We start from the raw sequence: 19,380 nt of genomic DNA, 5'->3' as shown, positions 1-19,380 counted from the left end.
TCCCTCAGCGACGATGACCGCGACGCAGGTCGCGTTCGAGCTTTTGGCTGTATTTGGACATGGAGTAGCAGAACACCCAGTAGATTACGCCGATGAACAGGTACGCCTCGCGGTAGAAGCCGCGCCAGGCCGGGTCGGAGAGCGCCGCCTTGGCCGTGCCCAGCAGGTCGTAGAGGCCGATGATGATGACCAGCGACGTGTCCTTGAAGAAGCTGATGAAGGTGTTCACCAGCGGCGGGATGGAGATGGCGAGCGCCTGCGGCAGGATGATCTTGCCCATCGCCTGCCAGTAGTTCAGGCCGAGCGCGTCCGCCGCCTCGTACTGGCCCTTCGGGATGGCCTGGAGACCGCCGCGGATCGCTTCCGCCATGTAGGCGGCGGCGAACATGATGAAGGCGATCTGGGCGCGCAGCAGCTTGTCGAAGTTCACGCCGGTCGGCAGGAACAGCGGGAACATCACCGATGCCATGAACAGCAGGCTGATCAGCGGCACGCCGCGGATCAGCTCGATGTAGGTCACCGAGATGACGCGGATGGCCGGAAGCTGCGACCGCCGGCCGAGCGCCAGCAGGACCGACGCCGGGAAGGCCACGGACAGGCCGACCACCGAGAGCATCAGCGTCAGCGGCAGGCCGCCCCACAGCGTGTTCTCGACATAGGTCAGGCCAAGAACGCCGCCCCACATCAGCACGCCCACCGCGGTCAGGCCGGCGATCCAGACGAGGGCCAGCCAGGGCTTCCAGAAGCGCCGGTCGCAGCTCGCCAGCACCAGCGCGATGATGATCACGATGGTGATCAGCGGTCGCCACTGCTCGTCGTACGGGAAGGTGCCGAACATGACGAAGCGCAGCTTCTCGCTGACGAAGGTCCAGCAGGCGCCGCCCTCCTGCCGGCACACCTGGGGCGGCGTGCCGAAGCTGTTGGCGCTGAAGATCAGCCAGTCGAGAAGCGGCGGGATCGCCTTGAACAGCAGCCAGGCGATCAGGATCGTCAGGAGCGCGTTGTACCAGGTGTTGAACAGGTTGTTGCGCAGCCACGCCACGGGGCCGACCGTGTTGGGCGGCGGACGCTCGTCGGGGATGCTTCCGGTTGGGACGTTGCCGGTATGGACGTTGTCTGTCATGGCCGTCAGCGCTCCACCAGCGCGATGCGCTTGTTGTACCAGTTCATGAAGATCGAGATGCCCAGGCTGATGACCAGATAGGTGCCCATGATCATCGCCACGCCTTCGATCGCCTGACCGGTCTGGTTCAGCGTCGTGTTGGCGATCGACACCAGATCCGGGTAGCCGATGGCGAGCGCCAGGGAGCTGTTCTTGGTCAGGTTCAGATACTGGCTGGTCAGTGGCGGCACGATCACCCGCAGCGCCTGCGGCAGGACGACGAGCCGCAGCGTCTTGCCGCTGTCGATGCCGAGCGCCCTTGCGGCTTCCGTCTGGCCCCAGTTGACCGCGAGGATGCCGCTGCGCACCACCTCGGCGATGAAGGCGGCGGTGTAGACGACCAACCCGACCAGGATCGCGAAGAATTCCGGGGTGAGGACCACGCCGCCGACGAAGTTGAAGCCCTGCAGCTTCGGCACGTCCAGCGCTGTCGGCGCGCCGCCGGCGATGTAGGCGATCAGCGGGAGACCGACGAGCAGGCCCAGGGTCGCCGATCCGATCGGGAAGGGCTGCCCCGTCCGCTCCTGCCGGGCCTTGGCCCAGCGCCGCAGGAAGATCACGGCGATCACCGCGATGGCGAGCGCGAAGCCCATCGTGCCCCACACCGGGTCGGCGGAGGGCACCGGCACGAACAGGCCGCGCTGCGACAGGAACACGCCGGGGATCGGATTCAGCGCCTGCCGCACCGGCGGCATGCTTTCCGAGACCAGCGCGTACCAGAAGAAGAGCTGGAGCAGCGGCGGAATATTGCGGACGATCTCCACATAGGTGGAGGCCAGCTTGGCGATCAGCCAGTTGCTCGACAGGCGGGCGACGCCGATCAGCGTGCCCAGCACGGTCGCCAGGACGACGCCGATGATCGACACCTTCAGCGTGTTCAGCACGCCGACCAGGAAGGCCCGGCCGTAGCTGTCCCGCGGATGGTAGTCGATCAGGCTCTCACCGATGCCGAAGGAGGCCTCGCGCTCCAGGAAACCAAATCCCGTCGCGATGGACCGCTTCGACAGGTTGTCGAGCGTGTTGTGGATAAGGAACCAGCCGACCGCGATGACGATGCCGACCACCAGAACCTGGTAGAACACGGCACGGACCGTCGGGTCGCTGAGGGAAAATGAAACACCGCCAGGCGCGCTTGGGCGCGCGGTGTCCCGGGTCTCGCTGGCCACGGTTCTCTCCCCTCACCAGCATGGCATAAGAGCGCCGGCCGCCTCCCGAACGTCCGCCGCATCCTGCGCCACGTATATCGTCTCCCAAACGGGCCTGCGGCGCGGGCATTGATTCTTGTCGCCCTGTGACCGCCACGCCCGTCGTCAAAAAAGGAAGGACCGCGGGCCTCCCTGTGGTCCGCGGTCCTCCTTTCCGTCCTTAGCGGATCGGCATCGCGTACTGCAGACCGCCGTTGGTCCACAGCGCGTTCAGGCCGCGCTCCAGCTTCAGCGGGGTCTTCAGGCCGACGTTGCGCTCGAAGATCTCACCATAGTTGCCCACGGTCTTGATGACGTTGTAGGCCCACTTCTCGTCCAGGCCCAAAGCCTTGCCCATGCCCGGCGAGGTGCCGAGGATGCGCTGGATCTCCGGGTTCTTGCTGTTCACGAACTCGTCGACGTTCTTGGACGTGATGCCCATCTCTTCGGCCTGGATGGTGGCGTAGACGGTCCACTTCACCACATCGAACCACTGGTCGTCACCGTGGCGGACGGCGGGTGCCAGCGGCTCTTTGGAGATGATCTCCGGGAGAATGACGTGGTCGTCCGGAACCGGGGCCACACCGGCGCGGGTGCCGGCCAGACCGGAGGCGTCCGTGGTCAGCACGTCGCAGCGGCCGGCGAAGTAGGCGGCGTTCACCTCGTCGTTCGACTCGATGACGACCGGGTTGTAGGACATGTTGTTGGTGCGGAAGTAGTCCGCCAGATTCAGTTCGGTCGTGGTGCCGGCCTGGACGCAGACGGTGGCGCCGTTCAGCTCCTTGGCGCTCTTCACGCCGAGCTTCTTGTTCACCATGAAGCCCTGGCCGTCATAATAGGTGACCGGGGCGAAGTTCAGGCCGACCGAGGTGTCGCGGGTCAGCGTGACGGTGGTGTTGCGCGACAGCAGGTCGACCTCGCCCGACTGGATGGCGGGGAAGCGCTGCTGGGCCGACAGCGGGGTGAACTTGACCTTGTTCGGGTCGTTGAACAGCGCAACCGCGACCGCGCGGCAATAATCGACATCGAGACCGGTCCAGTTGCCCGAGCTGTCGGGGTTGCCGAAGCCCGGAAGGCCGGCGTTCACGCCGCACTGGACGAAGCCGCGGCTCTTGACGGCGTCCAGCGTCGGACCAGCCTGGGCACCGGTGACGGCGCCGAACACCACGGCCGCGGCAGCAGCGGCGAGGATTCCCGATTTCATATTAAGCTCCACCCTGTTCTTGCGTTTTTACGCTTAGGTTCATGCAATGCGCGCCCCGCATGGCGGACACGCGCGTGTGACAAGAGTGCACCAACAGCATCGGGCTTGTCGAATCATCCTTAAGCCGTGCATTTGGCTTGGTTATCCCTTACAGAGGCTTAGGGAAAAGAATCTTTGGTGGCCGGGTCCATCTTGGAATGTCGGGATACGGCCGCCATCACTGTTGTTGCGGGAAGACCCATGAAAGACGCACGAAAAGATACGATCCTCGGACACGCCGGGCGCAGCCCGCGCGAGAATCACGGAATCGTGAATCCGCCGGTCTACCATTGCTCGACGGTGCTGTTCCCGACGCTGGAGGAGCTGGAGGCGAGCGACCGCACCCCCTTCGACAGCATCAATTACGGGCGCATCGGGACTCCGACCACGCTGGCCTTCGAACAGGCGGTGGCGGAGCTTGAGGGCGCCTATCGCTCGGTCAACACCGGCTCGGGCCTGAACGCCATCGCAACGGCGTTCTTCGCCTTCACCAAGACGGGCGACCATGTGCTGATCGCCGACACCGCCTATGGCCCGACCCGCCGATTCGCCAACGACACGCTGGTCCCCTACGGCGTGGACGTCGAGTATTTTGACCCCACCGTCGGCGCCGGCATCGCCGCCTTGCTGAAGCCGAACACCAGCGTGGTGTTTCTCGAATCGCCGGGCTCCCTGACCTTCGAGGTGCAGGACGTCCCGGCCATCGTCAAGGCGGCCAAGACGGTGGGCGCCACGGTGATGATCGACAACACCTGGGCCACCCCCCTCTTCTTCCAGCCGCTGCGGCATGGGGTGGACGTGTCGATCCACTCCGCCACCAAATACATCGTCGGCCACGCCGACGCGATGCTGGGCGTGATCTCCTGCGCCACCGAGGCGCAATGGCTGGCCGTGAAAAAGGCCGCCACGCGGACGGGCACCTGCGCCGGGCCGGACGACATCTATCTGGGGCTGCGCGGCCTGCGCACCCTGTCCGTCCGCCTGAGGCAGCATGAGGAAAGCGCGCTCGCCCTGGCCGGCTGGCTGTCGAAGCAGCCCGAGGTCACGCGCATCCTGCATCCGGCCTTCCCCGACTGCCCGGGCCATGAACTGTGGAAGCGCGACATCGGGCGCTCCTCCGGCCTGTTCTCCATCGTCATGAACGCGGTGCCGAAGCCGGCCCTGTCGGCCATGCTGAATTCCCTGGAGCTGTTCGGGATGGGTTACAGCTGGGGCGGGTTCGAGAGCCTGATCCTGCCGGCGCGCCCCGCCGCCGTCCGCACGGCGACCCGCTGGACCGATCCCGGCACCGTTCTGCGCCTGCACGCCGGCCTGGAGAACGTGGACGATCTCATCCGGGATCTGGATGGCGCCTTCACCCGCCTCAGGGCCGCCCTGTAACGGGTGGAACCGGAGGAGCGGCACAAACACGAGGATTGGACACCATGACGGACGCCACCGCGCCCGAGGCCGCATCCGAGGCCGCATTTGAGGACGTGATCGCCGCCATCGCCTTCAACGCCGACGGGCTGGTCCCGGCCATCGCCCAGGCGGAAGGAACCGGCGAGATCCTGATGATGGCCTGGATGAACCGCGAAGCCGTTCTGGAAACGCTGCGCACGGGCCGCGTCTGCTATTGGTCGCGGTCCCGCAAGGGGTTGTGGCGCAAGGGGGAGACCTCCGGCCAGATGCAGCGGCTGAAGGATTTCCGCGTCGACTGCGACGGCGACACCGTGCTGGTGATCGTGGAGCAGGACGGCGTGGCCTGCCACACCGGGCGCCGCAGCTGCTTCTACCGCGCGCTGCGCGATGGAAAGCTCGCCATCATTCAGGACGTTGAAACCGATCCTTCGGTTCTCTACGGACACACGCATAAGTAAGACGCTAAACCTTCGCTGCAATGCGAAAAGTGTTTGATCTATGTCAACGTAGCCCGGGGCGGGAAGAGGTAGAAAGCTCTTGTCTCTAACCCTCCCTGTATTCGCCTATGCCGGGGGTTCCAATGGAACCCTCGGCTATTTTTTTGTCCAAAGTCAAAGAGGGTCGGTTGCAGCGGATTGATAAAATTATCGCAGATTGATGCAGATCAACGAAGCGGGTCGCCCGACCAGTTAAACAGTCCTTGTCTCTAACCCTCCCTGTATTCACTTAACCGGAGATCCACTGGATCTCCGGTTTTTTCTTTTGCGGGCGGCGGAGATTGGGATTGCGTTACGGGCGGTGGCGCGTGCGGGTCCAGCGCATGAGCGCTCCGATGACGGACAGCGGGACGACGATCACCGCTCCGATCAGGATGTAGGGCAGCGCCCAATGGAACATGTCCGCGGCGAGCCGGGCGATGTCCTGGATCGTCGCCCAACTGTTGGTCAGGATGCTGGCCGGATTGATGTCCAGGAAGGACAGCACCAACCCGACCACGAAGCACAGCAGAAGCGTTCTAACGACCCAACCCACCAAGACACCACCTCGTACTGACGCCGAACGGCGTGGGATTGATCATGCGCCCCGTGAAACGGCACCGGAACGGAGCCCGTTCCTTGCGGTAGATGGTTATGGCGGCGGCGCATGAGAACGCCTTAGTCCAGCCTCACGCCGACGCGTCCGGGTTATCCCCATTTTCTGTGGATAACTTTGTGGATGAGTCGCGAAGCCCGTTGGAGTGGCGACCGCTTGCCGCCATGCCCCCAAATTGGGCATGGTCATCGTGAGGCGAAACCATTGGATACACTGCAAATCGTCAGCGTTGTACCGCAACCAAAGGCTTTGCGATCCCTTTGTCTACGACAAAAGAGATATGGGGATAACTGTGTTGACCGTTTGGGAAAAGACTGCGTTTCCGCCGGCGGAAACCGGCGGAGTGCGCATGTCAATCGGGACAAGGCGGAATTGAACAGGAAGGTGGCGACCCCAGCAGGATTCGAACCTGCGACCTATCGCTTAGAAGGCGATTGCTCTATCCAACTGAGCTATGGGGCCCCGGTCCGGCTCAGAAGCGCGGACGGTCCATGCGGAAGTTGTCGGCGTAGTTGCGCGGGCGGACGCGGCGCACCGGCGCATCCTGGACCGTGTAGTCCCAGCCCTTGCGCTGGGCGAAGGCGACCGCCTCCTCCGAGGTCTCGAAACCGATGCGCACCTGGTTCAGCGTGTCGCCGGAGCTGATCCAGCCCATCAGGGGCTCCGGACGGCGCGGGGTTTCGATCTCGTACTCGAGCAACCAACGATGCGTCTTGGCACGCCCGGACTGAGTGGCCGCTTTGCTCGGCTGGTAGATCCGGACCTTCATGACGCGGCATCTCCTCTGATACGTGCGTGGTGCATCGTTCGAATTTCGTTGGTCGGGGCGCCCGGATTCGAACCGGGGGCCTCCAGTACCCAAAACTGGCGCGCTGACCAGACTGCGCTACGCCCCGACGTCGCGCAGTGGAATACACGAACCCCGCGCGGACGGCAAGACGCAGCCGCATCTATCCCGCAGGGTGGACCTTCCGTATGATGCCGCCCCTTTCGACCGCGCCGAACATCCTCCGTGAACAGCCCGTCCATGCCCCCTCCCCGTCTTGCCCTCTTCGTCTCCGGGCTGGACGACACGCCCGCCGGCCGGGCCGCCGTGGCCCTGGCCGAAGCCCTGCGGCGGCGCGGCTGCGGGCTCGATGTTGTGGCGCCGATGGGGGGCGGGACGTTGCGGGCGGCGCTGCACACCGGGATCGGCCAGATCGACCTCGCCAAGCGCCACACCGCCGGTTCGGTCCTCGCCCTCGCGCGGATCGTCGCCGAGCGGCGGCCGGTCGGGCTGGTCGGGGTGGGATCGGATGCCGGGCTTGTCGCCCTTGGCGCCGTCCGGCTGGCGCGGCAGGGCACGCCCGCGGCGGTGCTGGAGGAACCGCCGACGTCCGACGGCGTGTTGCGGCGCGCCCTGCGGGGGTGGTTGCACCCGCGCGCCGCCGCGGTGCTGCACGGCGGCGCGGACCCCGAGGCGGCGGCCCGGAGTCTCCTGGCCGCCTTCGGGCTTCCCGAGGCGATCCGTTAGCGCGAACTTCCGTTCGCTTCAGATTCACATCGCCTCATTCGCCGGCTCTCAGCGGATGCCGATGGCATCCGCCTGCCGCCAGCGGGGACGATGGTCCCGCGACAGGCGGTCTTCGGCCGCATGTGCGGCCGGGACCGCCATCGCGGTCCAATGCGGATTGCAATCCGCTTTAGCGGCGCGGCGCCGTCACTTCGTGGTGCCGAAGGCCGAATGCACCACGCGGTCGCCCGGACGGATTCCCAGGCGCGCGCTCATGCCGCCATTGATCTCCAGGATGCCCTTCACCGGACCGGCGGAGTTCACCGCGTCCAGCGACTGCGGTACGGCGTTGGCGTGGATGTTCACGATGCGGCCGTCCGCCCCGATGAAGATCATGTCGAGCGGGATCAGCGTGTTCTTCATCCAGAAGCTGGCCGGCTGCGGGCGGTCGTAGGTGAACAGCATGCCGGCGTCGGCAGCCATCTTCTCGCGGAACATCAGCCCCTGCGCCTGCTGCGCCGGGGTTTCCGCCAGCTCCACGTCGAATCGGTACTTGCCGCCGCCCGCCGTCTCGACGGTCAGGGTGGAGCGCGCGAAGCTCTCCAGCGCCGTCGCCGGCAGGGCCGACAGCAGAATCGCGGCCCCCATCAGAAGCCCGCCCAAGAGGCCACGCACAGCCCGTCCGATCATCGCGACCAACCCATCCCTTGACGTTCGAGAGCTTGGACGATGCCGCCGCGGCGCGCGCCTGTCCAGCGGCGTCTCCTTGGCGGCGTTACGCCGCCGTCCGGTCGGTGGCGGTGGTGTAGATGTCCTTGGTCAGCGGCTTGACCTGCTTGATCTGGTAGCCGGGACGGGCGCTGAATCGGCGGATGGTCCGTTCTCCCGCCTCCCGGTCGCTTTCGGCCCAGACGAGATAGTCGCGACCGCGCGCCCATTCGACGGCCAGCGGGTGCAGCGCGTCGATCTCGCCGACCTGGGTGTTGACGACGGTCACCAGCCATTCCCTGTCGGTCGGATTGCGCCGGTCGGTCAGAATCAGGAGCTGCGGCCGTTGCCTGGTCTGCGCCTCGGACAGGCGTCGCTGGATCTCCGACTGTTTGCGCCGCGCCTCGACCGTGTCGGCCATGCACTCGTCGATCTCCTTGACGAGGGTCTCCTCCTCGCGCTGGAGCCTGCGGATCGTCGCCTCCAGCTTGCCGATGGTGTCCTTGGTGGCGCGCATCCGGCTGCGGCTCTGCGCCATCTGGGCATCGACCGCCAGCAGGACGTTGCCCAGCCATGCCCCGATGGCGATGATTCCCAGGATGATGAGGAAATTGATCATCATGATGCGGGCGCCCTGATCCGGCCGGGGTTGGGGCGGCCCTGCGTCTTCTGGAACGTCTTGGTGAAGCCCATCTTGAACGGGAACGCCACCTCGACGAGCTGCCTGGCCTCCTCCGCGTTGGACGCCCAGACCTCCGCCACATTGGCGCAGCGCCAGATCGGGTTGACCTGGGACTTGTCCCCACCGGACGCGGCCTTCTCCTGGGCGACATTCACCAGGAACTTCGACAGGCCGGCCTTGGGATCGCCCACCTCATGCACGAACACCGGCGGCTGGAGGGCGATTTCCGCGATCGCCCGCTCCATCTTGCGGTTTTCGGTTTCCGCGCGGTGCTTCTCGGCGGACACCTGGTTGCGCCGCTGCACCTTGCCGTTCACCCGGTCCTGAATCTCGTGGATTTCCGAATGAAGGACGTAGATGCGGTTCTCAAGCTGGCTGATCCCCGCGGAGCGGTGCAGGAACTCGGGGAGGAAACGCTTCAGCATCATGGCGACCGGAACGGCGGCCAGCATCATCGCGGCGATGGTCAGCAGGAGCAAGGTGGTGTTGGACATCGGCGGCCGGCCCCCTCTCCCTCTCTCCAGCGTCCGGGTTCCAGCATGACGCGGCTGGTCGGATCGGCCTGCGGACAGCGCGAGTCGCGCGAATCAGGCTGGCCGATTCGTCCCAATACGTCAACTGCGTGACATACGTGAATGAAAAACTTTCCAAAGATTATCCAGTGCGGACCATCTTCGCAATTGCCGCAGCGGCAACGCGACGCACCTCCTCGCGCAGCGGGCCGGGACGCGGCGCGTCGGCAAGCGTGGTGAACCAATGCTCGGGCGGGTTGCGCCCGGCGGCGCGCGACCAGGAGAGCGCCCGCAGCACGCCCTCCGCCTCCGGCGTCGGCGGCACCGCCGGGTCGATGCCGTTCAGCACCGCCCACACTCCCGCCCAGCAGCGTCCGACGGACCAGGGATTGTAGCCGCCGCCGCCAACCACCATCAGGCGCGGCGCCAGCCCCATCAGCGCCCTCACCGCCCGCCACAGCGCGCCGTTCGACAGCTCCAGCCGGCTCAGCGGGTCTTCGGCCAGCGCGTCGGCTCCGGTCTGGATGACCAGCGCCTGGGGGCGGAACCCCCGCCCCAGCGGCAGGATCGCCGTCTCCAGAAGGTGATCCATCTCCGTGTCGTTGAACCCCGGCGGGACCGGCAGATTGAAGGCCAGGGCGCCGGGCCGGTCCTCCGCCTTGCCGGTGAAAGGCCAGCGCCCGTCCTCATGGACCGACAGGGTCAGCACCCGGTCGTCGTCGGCGAAGGCGTCCTCCACCCCGTCGCCGTGGTGGGCGTCGAGATCAACGTACAGCACCCGATCGATTCCGGAATCGAGCAGAGCCAGGATACCCAGCACCGGGGCGTTGAGGTAGCAGAAGCCGCTGGCCCGCCCCGGACGGGCGTGGTGGGTGCCGCTCGCCGGGCTGTAGACGATGCCGGCGGGCACCTCCGCCAGCAGGCGCCCGGCCAGGATGGCGGCACCGGTGCTGATGGCGGGGCGGCGGTACATCTCGGGAAAGACGGGATTCTCCAACCGGCCGAGGTTGTAGCGCTCCCCGGTGTCGGCATCCACGCGCTGGTCGGCCTCCGCGCGGTGGAGGGCGGCGATGTAGTCCGGGCTGTGGAAGCGGCCCAGCTCCTGCGGCGACGCCTGGGGGCTGTCGCGGTAGACCGCATCGGGCAGCCAGCCCATGGCGCGGCTGAGGTCGATGGCGGTGGACACCCGCGGGATGGCCAGCGGGTGCTTCGCGCCGTAGCTGGAGCCCCGGTAGATCTCGCTGCCCAGGAACAGCGGGCGGGCGGGAAATTCGTTCGGAAAATCGTTCGGCATGGGGTGGAGAGGTGGCGCGGCGGCGGCCATCCGTCAACGTCTCGTGCAAGAGGCCCCTTGTCGTGGCCGCGTGGCGATCTCTTTTCTTGAGGGGTATGGGCCTTGTGGGGGTCCGGGACATCCGCGGGGGAGGCACGGCATGGACGGTGCGTGGCGTCTGGCGGGGGTGGCCGTCGCGGTTCTTCTGGTCGGTGGCGTGGGCGCGCCGGCCCTGGCCGACACGCCGGTCGATCTGGAGCTGGTGCTGGCCGTGGACGTGTCCGGCAGCGTGGACGCGGAGGAAGGCCGCCTCCAGCGCGAGGGCTACGTCGCCGCCCTCACCGACCCGAAGATCCAGGCGGCGATCCGCGGCGGTCCCTATGGCCGCATCGCCGTCACCTACGTCGAATGGGCCGGCGACAGCTTCCAGCGCATCACCGTGCCCTGGACCCTGCTGAGCGACCACGGCAGCGTCGAGGCCTTCGCCTCCTCCATCGCCGAATCGCCCACGCTGAGCGCGCAGTGGACCTCGATCAGCGCGGCCATCGACTTCAGCGCCCGCCTGTTCAACGGCAACGGTTTCGAGGGGACGCGGCGGGTCATCGACGTGTCGGGCGACGGGGTCAACAACCGCGGGCGCCCGGTGCAATGGGCGCGCGACGAGGCGGTGGCCGCCGGGATCACCATCAACGGCCTGCCGATCCTCAACGACCGGCCCAATCCCTGGGGCGGGGCGGCGCCGACGAACCTCGACGGCTATTACGAGGAGAATGTGATCGGCGGCCCCGGTGCCTTCCTGGTGCCCGCCGTCAGCTTCGAAGCCTTCGCCGACGCCATCCTGAGCAAGCTGCTGCTGGAAATCTCCGGCCTTCCTCCCGACCCCGGAGCGGGCCGTCCCACCGGCCTCGCCAGCCGCTAGCCGGGCCGTTGCCAGATTGGCTCAACAAACATTACCTATGGATGGCCGGTCATCCGGTTCGAAACCTGCGAGCGAGACCATGCCGATCAAGACGATCCTGCTGCACATGTCGAACGACGACCGCCATTCCCAGCGGCTGGAGGTCGCCGCCGCTCTGGCCAAGCGCTTCTCGGCCTTCGTGGAGGTGCTGTTCGTCGCCACGCCGGTGTCCATGCCCGCCGCGGTGACCGGCCGCGCCGCCTCCTACGCCTACATCGCGGAGGCCACGGCCATCGCCCACGAGAAGGCGGAGCAGATCGAGCAGGAGGTGCGGCAGACCCTCAAGGACTGCTCCTACTCCTGGACGATCGAGGAAGGCGACCATGTGGAGCTGCTGGCCGCCCGCGCCGCCTATGCCGATCTGGCGCTGGTCACGCAGAGCCACGATGACGAGCGCGGCGACCGGGTGACGCTCCAGGTGCCGGACCGGCTGCCGCTGACCAGCCCCTGCCCCACGCTGGTCCTTCCCCACGCCGCGCCGCCTGCCCTGGCGATCGGACGTCACGCGGTGGTGGCCTGGAAGAACACGCGGGAGGCCGGTCGCGCCGTGCGCAACGCCATGCCGTTCCTGAAGGAGGCGGAGAAGGTCACCGTGGTCACCATCGACCCGCCGGGCCATACGCTGGACAGCGGGCGCGATCTGATGGTCTGGCTGGAGCGCCACGGCGTGCGCAGCCAGCATCAGGCCAACATCTTCCGGGGCGGCGATGTCGGCGACGTCCTGATCAGCTCCTGCCGCGAGTTGGGCGGCGATCTGCTGGTGATGGGGTCCTACGGCCACTCCCGCCTGCGCGAGATGGTCCTTGGCGGCGCCACCCGCACGGTTCTGGCGAAGCTGGAGGTGCCGGTGCTGATGTCGCACTGACGGGGAAACGCCGGGCGGCGACGGGCCGCCCGGCGGATCGGACCTGGAGCTAGGTTCTGTTCTCAAAGGCTGTGAGGGTTTGGCTGTGCCCTGTTGAAGGGGGATGGCACGATCTGAACTGAGCGATGAGCAGCTTCAGCATTTGCTGGAGTTGCTTCCGCCGGAACGCCCGTGGACGGGCCGGCCGGCGCGGGACCTGGAGCGCACCGTGCGGGCGATCCTGTGGGTGAACCGCACCGGCTCGCCCTGGCGCGATCTTCCGGCCGAGTACGGTCCCTGGCAGACGGCGGCCAACCGCTTCTACCGCTGGCGCAAGGCCGGGGTATGGGAGCGCGTGTTGGAACTGGTTCAGGCCGAGGCGGATGAGGCCGGCAAGTTGGACTGGAGCCTGCACCAAGTCGACAGCACAGTGGTCCGCGCCCACCAGCACGCCGCCGGCGCAAAAGGGGGCAGTTGAACCAAGCGCTTGGCCGCTCGCGCGGCGGCTTCTCAACCAAGATCCACCTGCGCGCCGACCGCCACGGCCAACCGCTCGCTTTCGTGCTGAGCCCCGGTCAAGCCGCCGACCAGAGCGCGTTGACGGTGCTGATGGAGGCGGTCGCAGTGCGCCGAGTGGCAGGTGGACGACCGCGGGAAAGACCCGAGCGCGTGGTCGCTGACCGCGCCTACTCCAGCCAAGCCATCCGCCGCTACCTGCGTCGGCGCGGGATCGGGGCGGTGATCCCACAGCCCTCCAGCCAGAAGCCCTGTGCTCTGGTGGATTGGGCCGCCTATCGCTCCCGCAACGCCATCGAGCGCCTGATCAACCGCCTCAAACAGTTCCGTCGCATCGCCACCCGATACGAGAAACTCGCCGCCAACTACCTCGCCATGGTCCACATCGGGGCTATCCGACTATGGCTCAGGGTTTGAGAACAGGACCTAGAGGAAGAACACCCAGGTCACCAGAACGAACAGCGGCACCAGGATGCCGCAGGACCACAGCATGTAGCCGAAGAAGCTCGGCATCGCCACGCCGCGCTCCTCCGCGATGGCCTTGACCATGAAGTTCGGCGCGTTGCCGATGTAGGTGTTGGCGCCCATGAACACCGCGCCCGCCGAAATGGCCGCCAGGGTCACGGCGAGGTCGGTCATCAGCACCTGCGCGTCGCCGCCCGCGGTGTTGAAGAAGATCAGATAGGTCGGCGCGTTGTCGAGGAAGCTCGACAGGATGCCCGCCGCCCAGAAATAGGCCGCCGGCACCGGCTGGCCGTCTTGGTTCACCGCCGCGATGATGGCGCCCAGAGCCCCGTCCGTGCCCGCCCGCAGGATGGCGATGGCCGGGATGATGGTCAGGAAGATGGCCGCGAACAGCTTCGCCACCTCCAGGATCGGCCCCCAGGTGAAGGCGTTCAGGCGGCGGCTGCGCGCGCTGGTCAGCATCAGCGACAGGCCGGTGATGCCGAGAAGCAGCAGGTTGCTGACGATCGTCTCCAGCGGCACGTGGATGTGGTGGATCTCCACCCCCACCCCCGGATGCCAGACGCCGCTCAGCAGGACGGCGCCGACGATGGCGACGAGCAGGAGCAGGTTCACCGCCCCCTCGATCCGCACCGGCTCGCGCTCGTGCACGCCCTCGATCAGCGGGTGCTTGCCGGGGTCCTTGGTGTGCAGATAGAGGTCGACCACGAAGTAGATCGCCAGCAGGCAGCCGGCCACCAGGATCATCGGCCAGAACAGGTGGACGGTCGGCCAGAAGAAGCTGACCCCCTTCAGGAAGCCCAGGAACAGCGGCGGATCACCCAGCGGCGTCAGGGAACCGCCGACGTTCGACACCAGGAAGATGAAGAAGACGACGGTGTGCACCTTGTGCCGCCGGTGCTCGTTGGCGCGGATCAGCGGGCGGATCAGCAGCATCGAGGCGCCGGTCGTTCCCATCAGGCTCGCCAGCAGCGTGCCCAGCCCGAGACCCAGCGTGTTCGCCAGCGGCGTTCCCACCAGGGTGCCGGCGATCCGCACGCCGCCCGCCACGGTGAACAGGGCGGTCAGCAGCACGATGAAGGGGATGTATTCGAGAAGCAGCGTGTGCAGCAGCTCGTAGGTGGCGAGCCCCGCTCCGAAGGTCAGCGCGAAGGGCAGCAGGAAGGCGATGGCCCAGCCGGCGGCGACCTTGCCGAAATGATGGTGCCAGAAGGACGGCGCCAGCAGCGGCATCAGGGCGATGGACAGCAGAATCCCGACGAAGGGAATCACCCAGAAGACGTTCAGGTCGCGCCCGTCGAGATGCGGGGCGCCCGCCGCCTCAGCCGCCAGGGCCAGCCCCGGCAGTCCGGCGACGGCGAGGCCCGCCAGGGCGGCCAGGGAGCGGGTGAGATGTCGGGTCGGTCGGGCGTCGGTCATCATACGCATTCGGCTGTAATATCAGTTGCGGGATTATGCGTCCCTCAATGGCTTAAGCCAAGCCGGAACGGCCCTTCGGAATTCCCGCGACCGCCTTGCGGGATTAACGTGGCTTCAGCCGCAGGGTTTGAATTCCAGGGGACTCGGGACCGGGCCGGCGATCCAGCCGTGAAGCGGGCGGCACGCCCCGCCCGCGCAAAGCCTGTGGTCCGGCGTGAAGGACGAGGCGGCCAGGACCAGCAGTTCCAGCGGCGGCACCGCCGGCACCCAGACCCACCAGCCATCGTCCAGGCGGGCGCCCACCGGCGGCTCCATCCCGGCGCCCGTGCCCTTCACGCGGGCTTCGGTCAAAACGAGACGCCCGCCCTCGATGCGCCAGTCCTCCCGCCACTCGGTCTTTTCCACCGAATGGGTCCAGGACAGGGTAAAGGCCGGACCCGGCAGGGCGGCGAGAACCGCCCCGCCGAGCGCCGACAGGCACAAGGCCACGCTCATGCCGTCCTGCTCATGCCGCTTCCTTCATGCCGGGGCGCTGGTCCGCCCCAGGCGGCGCAGGCGGCGCAGGCGGTGGCGCTGCCACAGCAGGAAGGCCGCCGTCATGACGAATCCGGCCTCGTCCGTCACCGGCAGGGACAGGACGAACAGGAAAGCCGCCGCCGCCGCGAACACCCGCTCCGCCCAGTTCATCGGCGTCCAGAAATAGCCGATGGTCGCCGCCCCCCAGAGGCCGACGGAAATCAGCGCCTTGAACAGGACGTAGGCCACGGCCAGCGGGTCGTCGGTCTGGAGCATCAGCGCCGGGTCGTACACCGCCATGAAGGGCACGACATAGCCCGCCATGGCGACGCGGGTGGCGATCCAGCCGATCTCCATGTGCCCCGCCCGGCAGATCGACGAGGCGGCCAGCGCCGCCAGCGCCACCGGCGGGGTCAGGTCCGCCATGATGCCGAAGTAGAAGACGAACATGTGCGAGACGATCAGCGGAACGCCCATCTGCAGCAGGGCCGGCGCCGCGATGGCCGCGGTGATGATGTAGTTCGCCGTGGTCGGCAGGCCGGTGCCCAGGACGATGCAGGCCAGCATGGTCAGCAGCAGCGCGATCAGCAGATTGCCGCCCGACAGATCCATGATGGTCGAGGCGAAGCTGGAGGCCAATCCGGTCAGGGTGAGGATGCCGATCAGCACGCCGACCAGCGCGCAGGCCACGCCCACCCCGACGGCGTTCTTGGCGCCGTCGGCGAGGCTCTGCACCAGCAGCGCCAGCGTCTCCCGCCCGCCCTTCAGCACCAGGCAGGGCAGGATCAGCAGACCGACGATGGCGAAGGCCAGATGCTCCGTCCGCAGCCCCATCCGCCACAGCGCCGCGGCGATCAGGCCGAGAACGACCCAGAAGCCGACGCGCAGGACCGTCGGGCCGATGAAGCCGACGATCCGCGTGCCGAGGATCAGCGCGACGGTCAGGGCGATGCCGATCACCCCGGCGAACAGCGGCGTGAAGCCGGAGAACAGCAGATAGACCAGCGCCGCCAGCGGCAGGATCAGGTACCAGCTTTCCTTCAGCGCGCGGAGGACGCTGGGGCACTGGTCCTTCGGCAGGCCGACGAGGTTGTGCTTGCCGGCCTCCAGATGGACCATCCAGAAGGCGCTGCCGAAATAGAGGATGGCCGGGATCGCCGCGGCGATGGCGATGTCGCTGAAGGGGACGCCGATGGTCTCCGCCATGATGAAGGCCGCCGCCCCCATGACCGGGGGCATGATCTGCCCGCCCATGCTGGCCGTCGCCTCCACCGCCCCGGCGAAGGCCGGGCGGTAGCCGAAGCGCATCATCAGGGGGATGGTGAACTGGCCGGTGGTCAGCACGTTCGCGACGCCCGAGCCGTTGATCGTCCCCATGAAGCCGGAGGAGATGACCGCCACCTTCGCCGGGCCGCCCTTGGCATGGCCGACGAGGCCGAGCGACACGTCGTTGAACAGCTTGATCATGCCGGCGCGCTCCAGGAAGGCGCCGAACAGGATGAACAGGAAGATGAAGGTCGCCGACACGAAGGTGGGCGTGCCGTAGATGCCCTCGGTCGAGAGGTACAGGTTGTCGATGACCTGATCGATGTCGTAGCCGCGGTGGGCCAGCCCGAAGGGAAGATGGCGCCCGAACAGCGCGTAGGGGATGAAGACGCCGCACATGATCGGCAGCGCCCACCCCATGATCCGCCGCGCCCCCTCGAACACCAGCGCGATGGTCAGCGCGCCGACGATGAGGTCCGTGGTGTTCGGGTCGCCCGCCCGCTGGATGAGATCGACCTCGAAAACGTAATGGTAGAGGCCCAGTGCGAAGGCGCCCAGGCCGAGCAGCCAATCGTACCAGGGCACGCTGCGCCGTTCCGCCTCCTGCCGGAAGCCGAACAGGGTGAAGGTCATCAACAGCAGGAAGCCGACATGGACCGACCGCACGACCATGCTGGACAGCGGGTTGAAGGCCGCCGTCCAGATCTGGAACAGCGAGAAGGCGACGGCGATGGCGAAGACGGCCTTGCCCGCCACGCCTTCGAAGGCCACGACCGTGGAGGGATTCTCGCGGTCGATGGCCTGGCGGATTTTATCGTCCGCCGGTTGGGGTGAAGCGCTCATCGCACGGGGGTTCCGGGACGACGCGGCGCGCTTACATCAGGCCTTTTTCCTTGTAGAACTTCTCGGCTCCCGGATGCAGCGGCACCGGCGACTGGAGGGTGGTGGCGTCGAGCTTGATCTGCTTGGCGGCGGCGTGGGCCGCACCCATCGCGTCGAGATTCTCGAACATCGCCTTGGTCATCGCATAGACCGCGTCGTCCGACACGCCGGCGTGGGTGACCAGCAGGTTGCGCACCGCCGCGGTCGGCACCGGATCGCCCTGGCCGCTGTAGCTGTTGGGCGGGATGGTCTCCGCGATGTAGGCGGGGTCGCCGACCTTCTGGATCACGTCGGCCGGGATCGACACGATGGTGATCTCCTGCGAGGTCGCCAGATCCTTGATCGCCGCCACGCCGAGGCCCGCGGAGATCAGCGTCGCGTCGAGCTGCCGGTTCTTGATCAGGTCCACCGATTCGGCGAAGGGCAGATACTCGGTCTTGGCGAAGTCCTTGTAGCCCAGCCCGGCGGCGGCGAAGATCGCGCGGGCGTTCAGCTCCGTCCCCGATTTCGGCGCGCCGACCGACACGCGCTTGCCCTTCAGGTCGGCCAGCGTCTTCACGCCGGAATCCTTGCTGGCGACGATCTGGATGTAGTTCGGGTAGATGGCGGCGACGGTGCGCAGCTTGGTCAGCTTGGTCTTGAAGCCGGCCTCCTCGTCGCCCTTCCAGGCGCCGCTCAGCGAATCGCCGAGCGAGAAGGCAATCTCGCCGCGCTCCGACTGGAGGAGGTTCAGGTTCTCGACCGAGGCCTTGGTCGCCTGGACCGTGACCTTGGCCCCCGGAATGGCCTTGCCGTAGATGCCGGACAGCGCCACGCCCAGCGGGTAGTAGACGCCGCTGGTGCCGCCGGTCAGGACGGTGACGAACTGCTCGGCCTGGGCCGGCAGCGCGGTGAGCATGCAGACGCCGACCGCGGCCAGAAAACGCTTCATTCGACTTCCCTCCCAAAAGGCTGTCCGTTGCGGATCGTTCGTAAGACGCTTTGGTTTGCGCCGGATTGTTGGCTATCCTAACTTGTGGGCGGTGGGTCCGCCAGTCCGTAGGAACCGATAGACGCGCGGCGGTTCGGCACGAGCACTCTCCCTTCGGAGGAGGCCGAACGGTGTCTTGACCGGAAAGGACGACGACCCCCTATCCTTGTTCCGGTTGGTCCTGCGCCACACTTTATCCCGCAGAGTTGGAAGAACCGTCGAAAGAAGCGTCGCGAAGGTCCGGGGCTGCAAAACGTCACCAAACAATGGGAGGACAGCGGATGCCGTGTACCGTTTCCATGACCGTCAACGGAAAGGCGGTCTCGCGCGAGGTGGAGGAGCGGACCCTGCTGGTCACCTTCCTCCGCGACCAGATCGGCCTGACCGGCACCCATGTCGGCTGCGACACCAGCCAGTGCGGTGCCTGCGTCGTCCATGTGGACGGGCGGTCAGTGAAGTCCTGCACCATGCTGGCCGCCCAGGCCGACGGCGCCGCGGTCACCACCATCGAGGGGCTGGCGGCGGCGGACGGCACGCTGCACCCGATGCAGGCCGCCTTCCGCGAGCATCATGGCCTGCAGTGCGGCTTCTGCACGCCGGGCATGGTGATGAGCGCCGTCGATCTGGTGACGGCCAACCCCTCTCCCAGCGAGCACGAGGTCCGCGAGGGGCTGGAGGGCAACATCTGTCGCTGCACCGGCTACCACAACATCGTCAAGGCGGTGATGGCCGGGGCGGAAGCGATGCAGGGCGGCACGATGAAGGCCGCCGCCGAATAACGGGCGGAAGCAAGGC

General features: G+C 67.0%; 19 protein-coding genes, 2 tRNA genes and 1 pseudogene. 7 read left to right on the top strand and 15 right to left on the bottom strand.

All coding sequences use genetic code 11. The annotated features are described in order from the left end of the window. Window positions 1-4 precede the first annotated feature (4 nt). The 3 genes from TSH58p_RS04400 to TSH58p_RS04390 all read right to left on the bottom strand — a co-directional run bounded on the left by TSH58p_RS04400 (window position 5) and on the right by TSH58p_RS04390 (window position 3,550). Window positions 5-1,123, bottom strand: coding sequence for an amino acid ABC transporter permease (locus TSH58p_RS04400; RefSeq protein WP_109469146.1), 1,119 nt, complete (start codon window positions 1,121-1,123; stop codon window positions 5-7). Between the two features lie 5 nt (window positions 1,124-1,128). After that, window positions 1,129-2,328: an amino acid ABC transporter permease gene (locus TSH58p_RS04395; protein ID WP_109469145.1), complete on the bottom strand. Its 1,200-nt coding sequence runs from the start codon at window positions 2,326-2,328 to the stop codon at window positions 1,129-1,131. Between the two features lie 199 nt (window positions 2,329-2,527). Beyond that, the gene (locus tag TSH58p_RS04390) at window positions 2,528-3,550 is read right to left on the bottom strand and encodes an amino acid ABC transporter substrate-binding protein (protein ID WP_109469144.1); all 1,023 of its coding nucleotides are present in this window, start codon (window positions 3,548-3,550) and stop codon (window positions 2,528-2,530) included. Window positions 3,551-3,790: 240 nt separating this feature from the next. Here TSH58p_RS04390 and metC point away from each other — a divergent pair, with 240 nt between their 5' ends. Together metC and hisI are read left to right on the top strand one after the other, a co-directional pair. Next, entirely contained in the window at window positions 3,791-4,969 is a 1,179-nt protein-coding gene (gene metC / locus TSH58p_RS04385) for a cystathionine beta-lyase (RefSeq protein ID WP_109469143.1), read from the top strand. A 44-nt stretch (window positions 4,970-5,013) separates the two neighbouring features. Continuing rightward, complete coding sequence (hisI, locus tag TSH58p_RS04380; protein ID WP_109469293.1) at window positions 5,014-5,448, top strand: phosphoribosyl-AMP cyclohydrolase; 435 nt, start codon at window positions 5,014-5,016, stop codon at window positions 5,446-5,448. Between the two features lie 331 nt (window positions 5,449-5,779). Here the strand turns inward: hisI and TSH58p_RS04375 are convergent, their stop codons facing one another. From TSH58p_RS04375 to TSH58p_RS04360, 4 genes are all read right to left on the bottom strand, one after another. Next, window positions 5,780-6,022: a DUF6460 domain-containing protein gene (locus TSH58p_RS04375; RefSeq protein ID WP_237903589.1), complete on the bottom strand. Its 243-nt coding sequence runs from the start codon at window positions 6,020-6,022 to the stop codon at window positions 5,780-5,782. Window positions 6,023-6,467: 445 nt separating this feature from the next. Next, a tRNA-Arg gene (locus TSH58p_RS04370) sits at window positions 6,468-6,544 on the bottom strand. A 10-nt stretch (window positions 6,545-6,554) separates the two neighbouring features. Further along, window positions 6,555-6,851, bottom strand: coding sequence for an ETC complex I subunit (locus TSH58p_RS04365; protein ID WP_014240426.1), 297 nt, complete (start codon window positions 6,849-6,851; stop codon window positions 6,555-6,557). Window positions 6,852-6,900: 49 nt separating this feature from the next. Then, window positions 6,901-6,978, bottom strand: a tRNA-Pro gene (locus TSH58p_RS04360). A gap of 131 nt (window positions 6,979-7,109) precedes the next feature. On the opposite strand from TSH58p_RS04360, the gene TSH58p_RS04355 reads away from it, so the two are divergent. Further along, on the top strand, window positions 7,110-7,595 hold the full coding sequence (locus TSH58p_RS04355; protein ID WP_109469141.1) for a hypothetical protein: 486 nt from the start codon (window positions 7,110-7,112) through the stop codon (window positions 7,593-7,595). Window positions 7,596-7,781: 186 nt separating this feature from the next. Here the strand turns inward: TSH58p_RS04355 and TSH58p_RS04350 are convergent, their stop codons facing one another. The 4 genes from TSH58p_RS04350 to TSH58p_RS04335 form a co-directional block, all read right to left on the bottom strand. Then, window positions 7,782-8,222, bottom strand: coding sequence for a DUF192 domain-containing protein (locus tag TSH58p_RS04350; RefSeq protein ID WP_247874333.1), 441 nt, complete (start codon window positions 8,220-8,222; stop codon window positions 7,782-7,784). Between the two features lie 127 nt (window positions 8,223-8,349). Then, entirely contained in the window at window positions 8,350-8,904 is a 555-nt protein-coding gene (locus tag TSH58p_RS04345) for a hypothetical protein (RefSeq protein ID WP_109469139.1), read from the bottom strand. After that, complete coding sequence (locus TSH58p_RS04340) at window positions 8,901-9,458, bottom strand: hypothetical protein (RefSeq protein WP_109469138.1); 558 nt, start codon at window positions 9,456-9,458, stop codon at window positions 8,901-8,903. Before TSH58p_RS04340 ends, TSH58p_RS04345 begins: the two co-directional genes overlap by 4 nt. 160 nt (window positions 9,459-9,618) lie before the next feature. Then, window positions 9,619-10,770 (bottom strand): acetoin utilization protein AcuC, encoded by a 1,152-nt coding sequence (locus TSH58p_RS04335; RefSeq protein WP_199230263.1) that lies wholly within the window; start codon window positions 10,768-10,770, stop codon window positions 9,619-9,621. Window positions 10,771-10,909: 139 nt separating this feature from the next. On the opposite strand from TSH58p_RS04335, the gene TSH58p_RS04330 reads away from it, so the two are divergent. From TSH58p_RS04330 to TSH58p_RS04320, 3 genes and pseudogenes are all read left to right on the top strand, one after another. Next, the gene (locus tag TSH58p_RS04330) at window positions 10,910-11,668 is read left to right on the top strand and encodes a DUF1194 domain-containing protein (RefSeq protein ID WP_109469136.1); all 759 of its coding nucleotides are present in this window, start codon (window positions 10,910-10,912) and stop codon (window positions 11,666-11,668) included. A 79-nt stretch (window positions 11,669-11,747) separates the two neighbouring features. Continuing rightward, complete coding sequence (locus TSH58p_RS04325; RefSeq protein WP_109469135.1) at window positions 11,748-12,572, top strand: universal stress protein; 825 nt, start codon at window positions 11,748-11,750, stop codon at window positions 12,570-12,572. A 103-nt stretch (window positions 12,573-12,675) separates the two neighbouring features. After that, a pseudogene (locus TSH58p_RS04320) lies at window positions 12,676-13,484 on the top strand (IS5 family transposase). 9 nt (window positions 13,485-13,493) lie between these two features. Here TSH58p_RS04320 and TSH58p_RS04315 read toward each other — a convergent pair. From TSH58p_RS04315 to TSH58p_RS04300, 4 genes are all read right to left on the bottom strand, one after another. After that, window positions 13,494-14,954 carry a sodium:proton antiporter gene (locus TSH58p_RS04315; RefSeq protein WP_109067819.1) on the bottom strand — a complete coding sequence of 487 codons (1,461 nt, stop codon included), beginning with the start codon at window positions 14,952-14,954 and terminating at the stop codon, window positions 13,494-13,496. A gap of 111 nt (window positions 14,955-15,065) precedes the next feature. Then, window positions 15,066-15,446 carry a DUF1850 domain-containing protein gene (locus TSH58p_RS04310; protein ID WP_109067820.1) on the bottom strand — a complete coding sequence of 127 codons (381 nt, stop codon included), beginning with the start codon at window positions 15,444-15,446 and terminating at the stop codon, window positions 15,066-15,068. A 24-nt stretch (window positions 15,447-15,470) separates the two neighbouring features. After that, window positions 15,471-17,576 (bottom strand): TRAP transporter permease, encoded by a 2,106-nt coding sequence (locus tag TSH58p_RS04305; RefSeq protein WP_109067821.1) that lies wholly within the window; start codon window positions 17,574-17,576, stop codon window positions 15,471-15,473. Between the two features lie 31 nt (window positions 17,577-17,607). Then, window positions 17,608-18,546, bottom strand: coding sequence for a TAXI family TRAP transporter solute-binding subunit (locus tag TSH58p_RS04300; protein ID WP_109067822.1), 939 nt, complete (start codon window positions 18,544-18,546; stop codon window positions 17,608-17,610). Between the two features lie 320 nt (window positions 18,547-18,866). Between TSH58p_RS04300 and TSH58p_RS04295 the strand changes: the two genes are divergently transcribed. Further along, entirely contained in the window at window positions 18,867-19,364 is a 498-nt protein-coding gene (locus TSH58p_RS04295; protein ID WP_109067823.1) for a (2Fe-2S)-binding protein, read from the top strand. Window positions 19,365-19,380: the final 16 nt, after the last annotated feature.

The organism is Azospirillum sp. TSH58, assembly GCF_003119115.1.
Taxonomy (GTDB): domain Bacteria; phylum Pseudomonadota; class Alphaproteobacteria; order Azospirillales; family Azospirillaceae; genus Azospirillum.
Note: the sequence above shows the minus strand (reverse complement) of the source record. Positions and strands in the feature narration are given on the sequence as shown.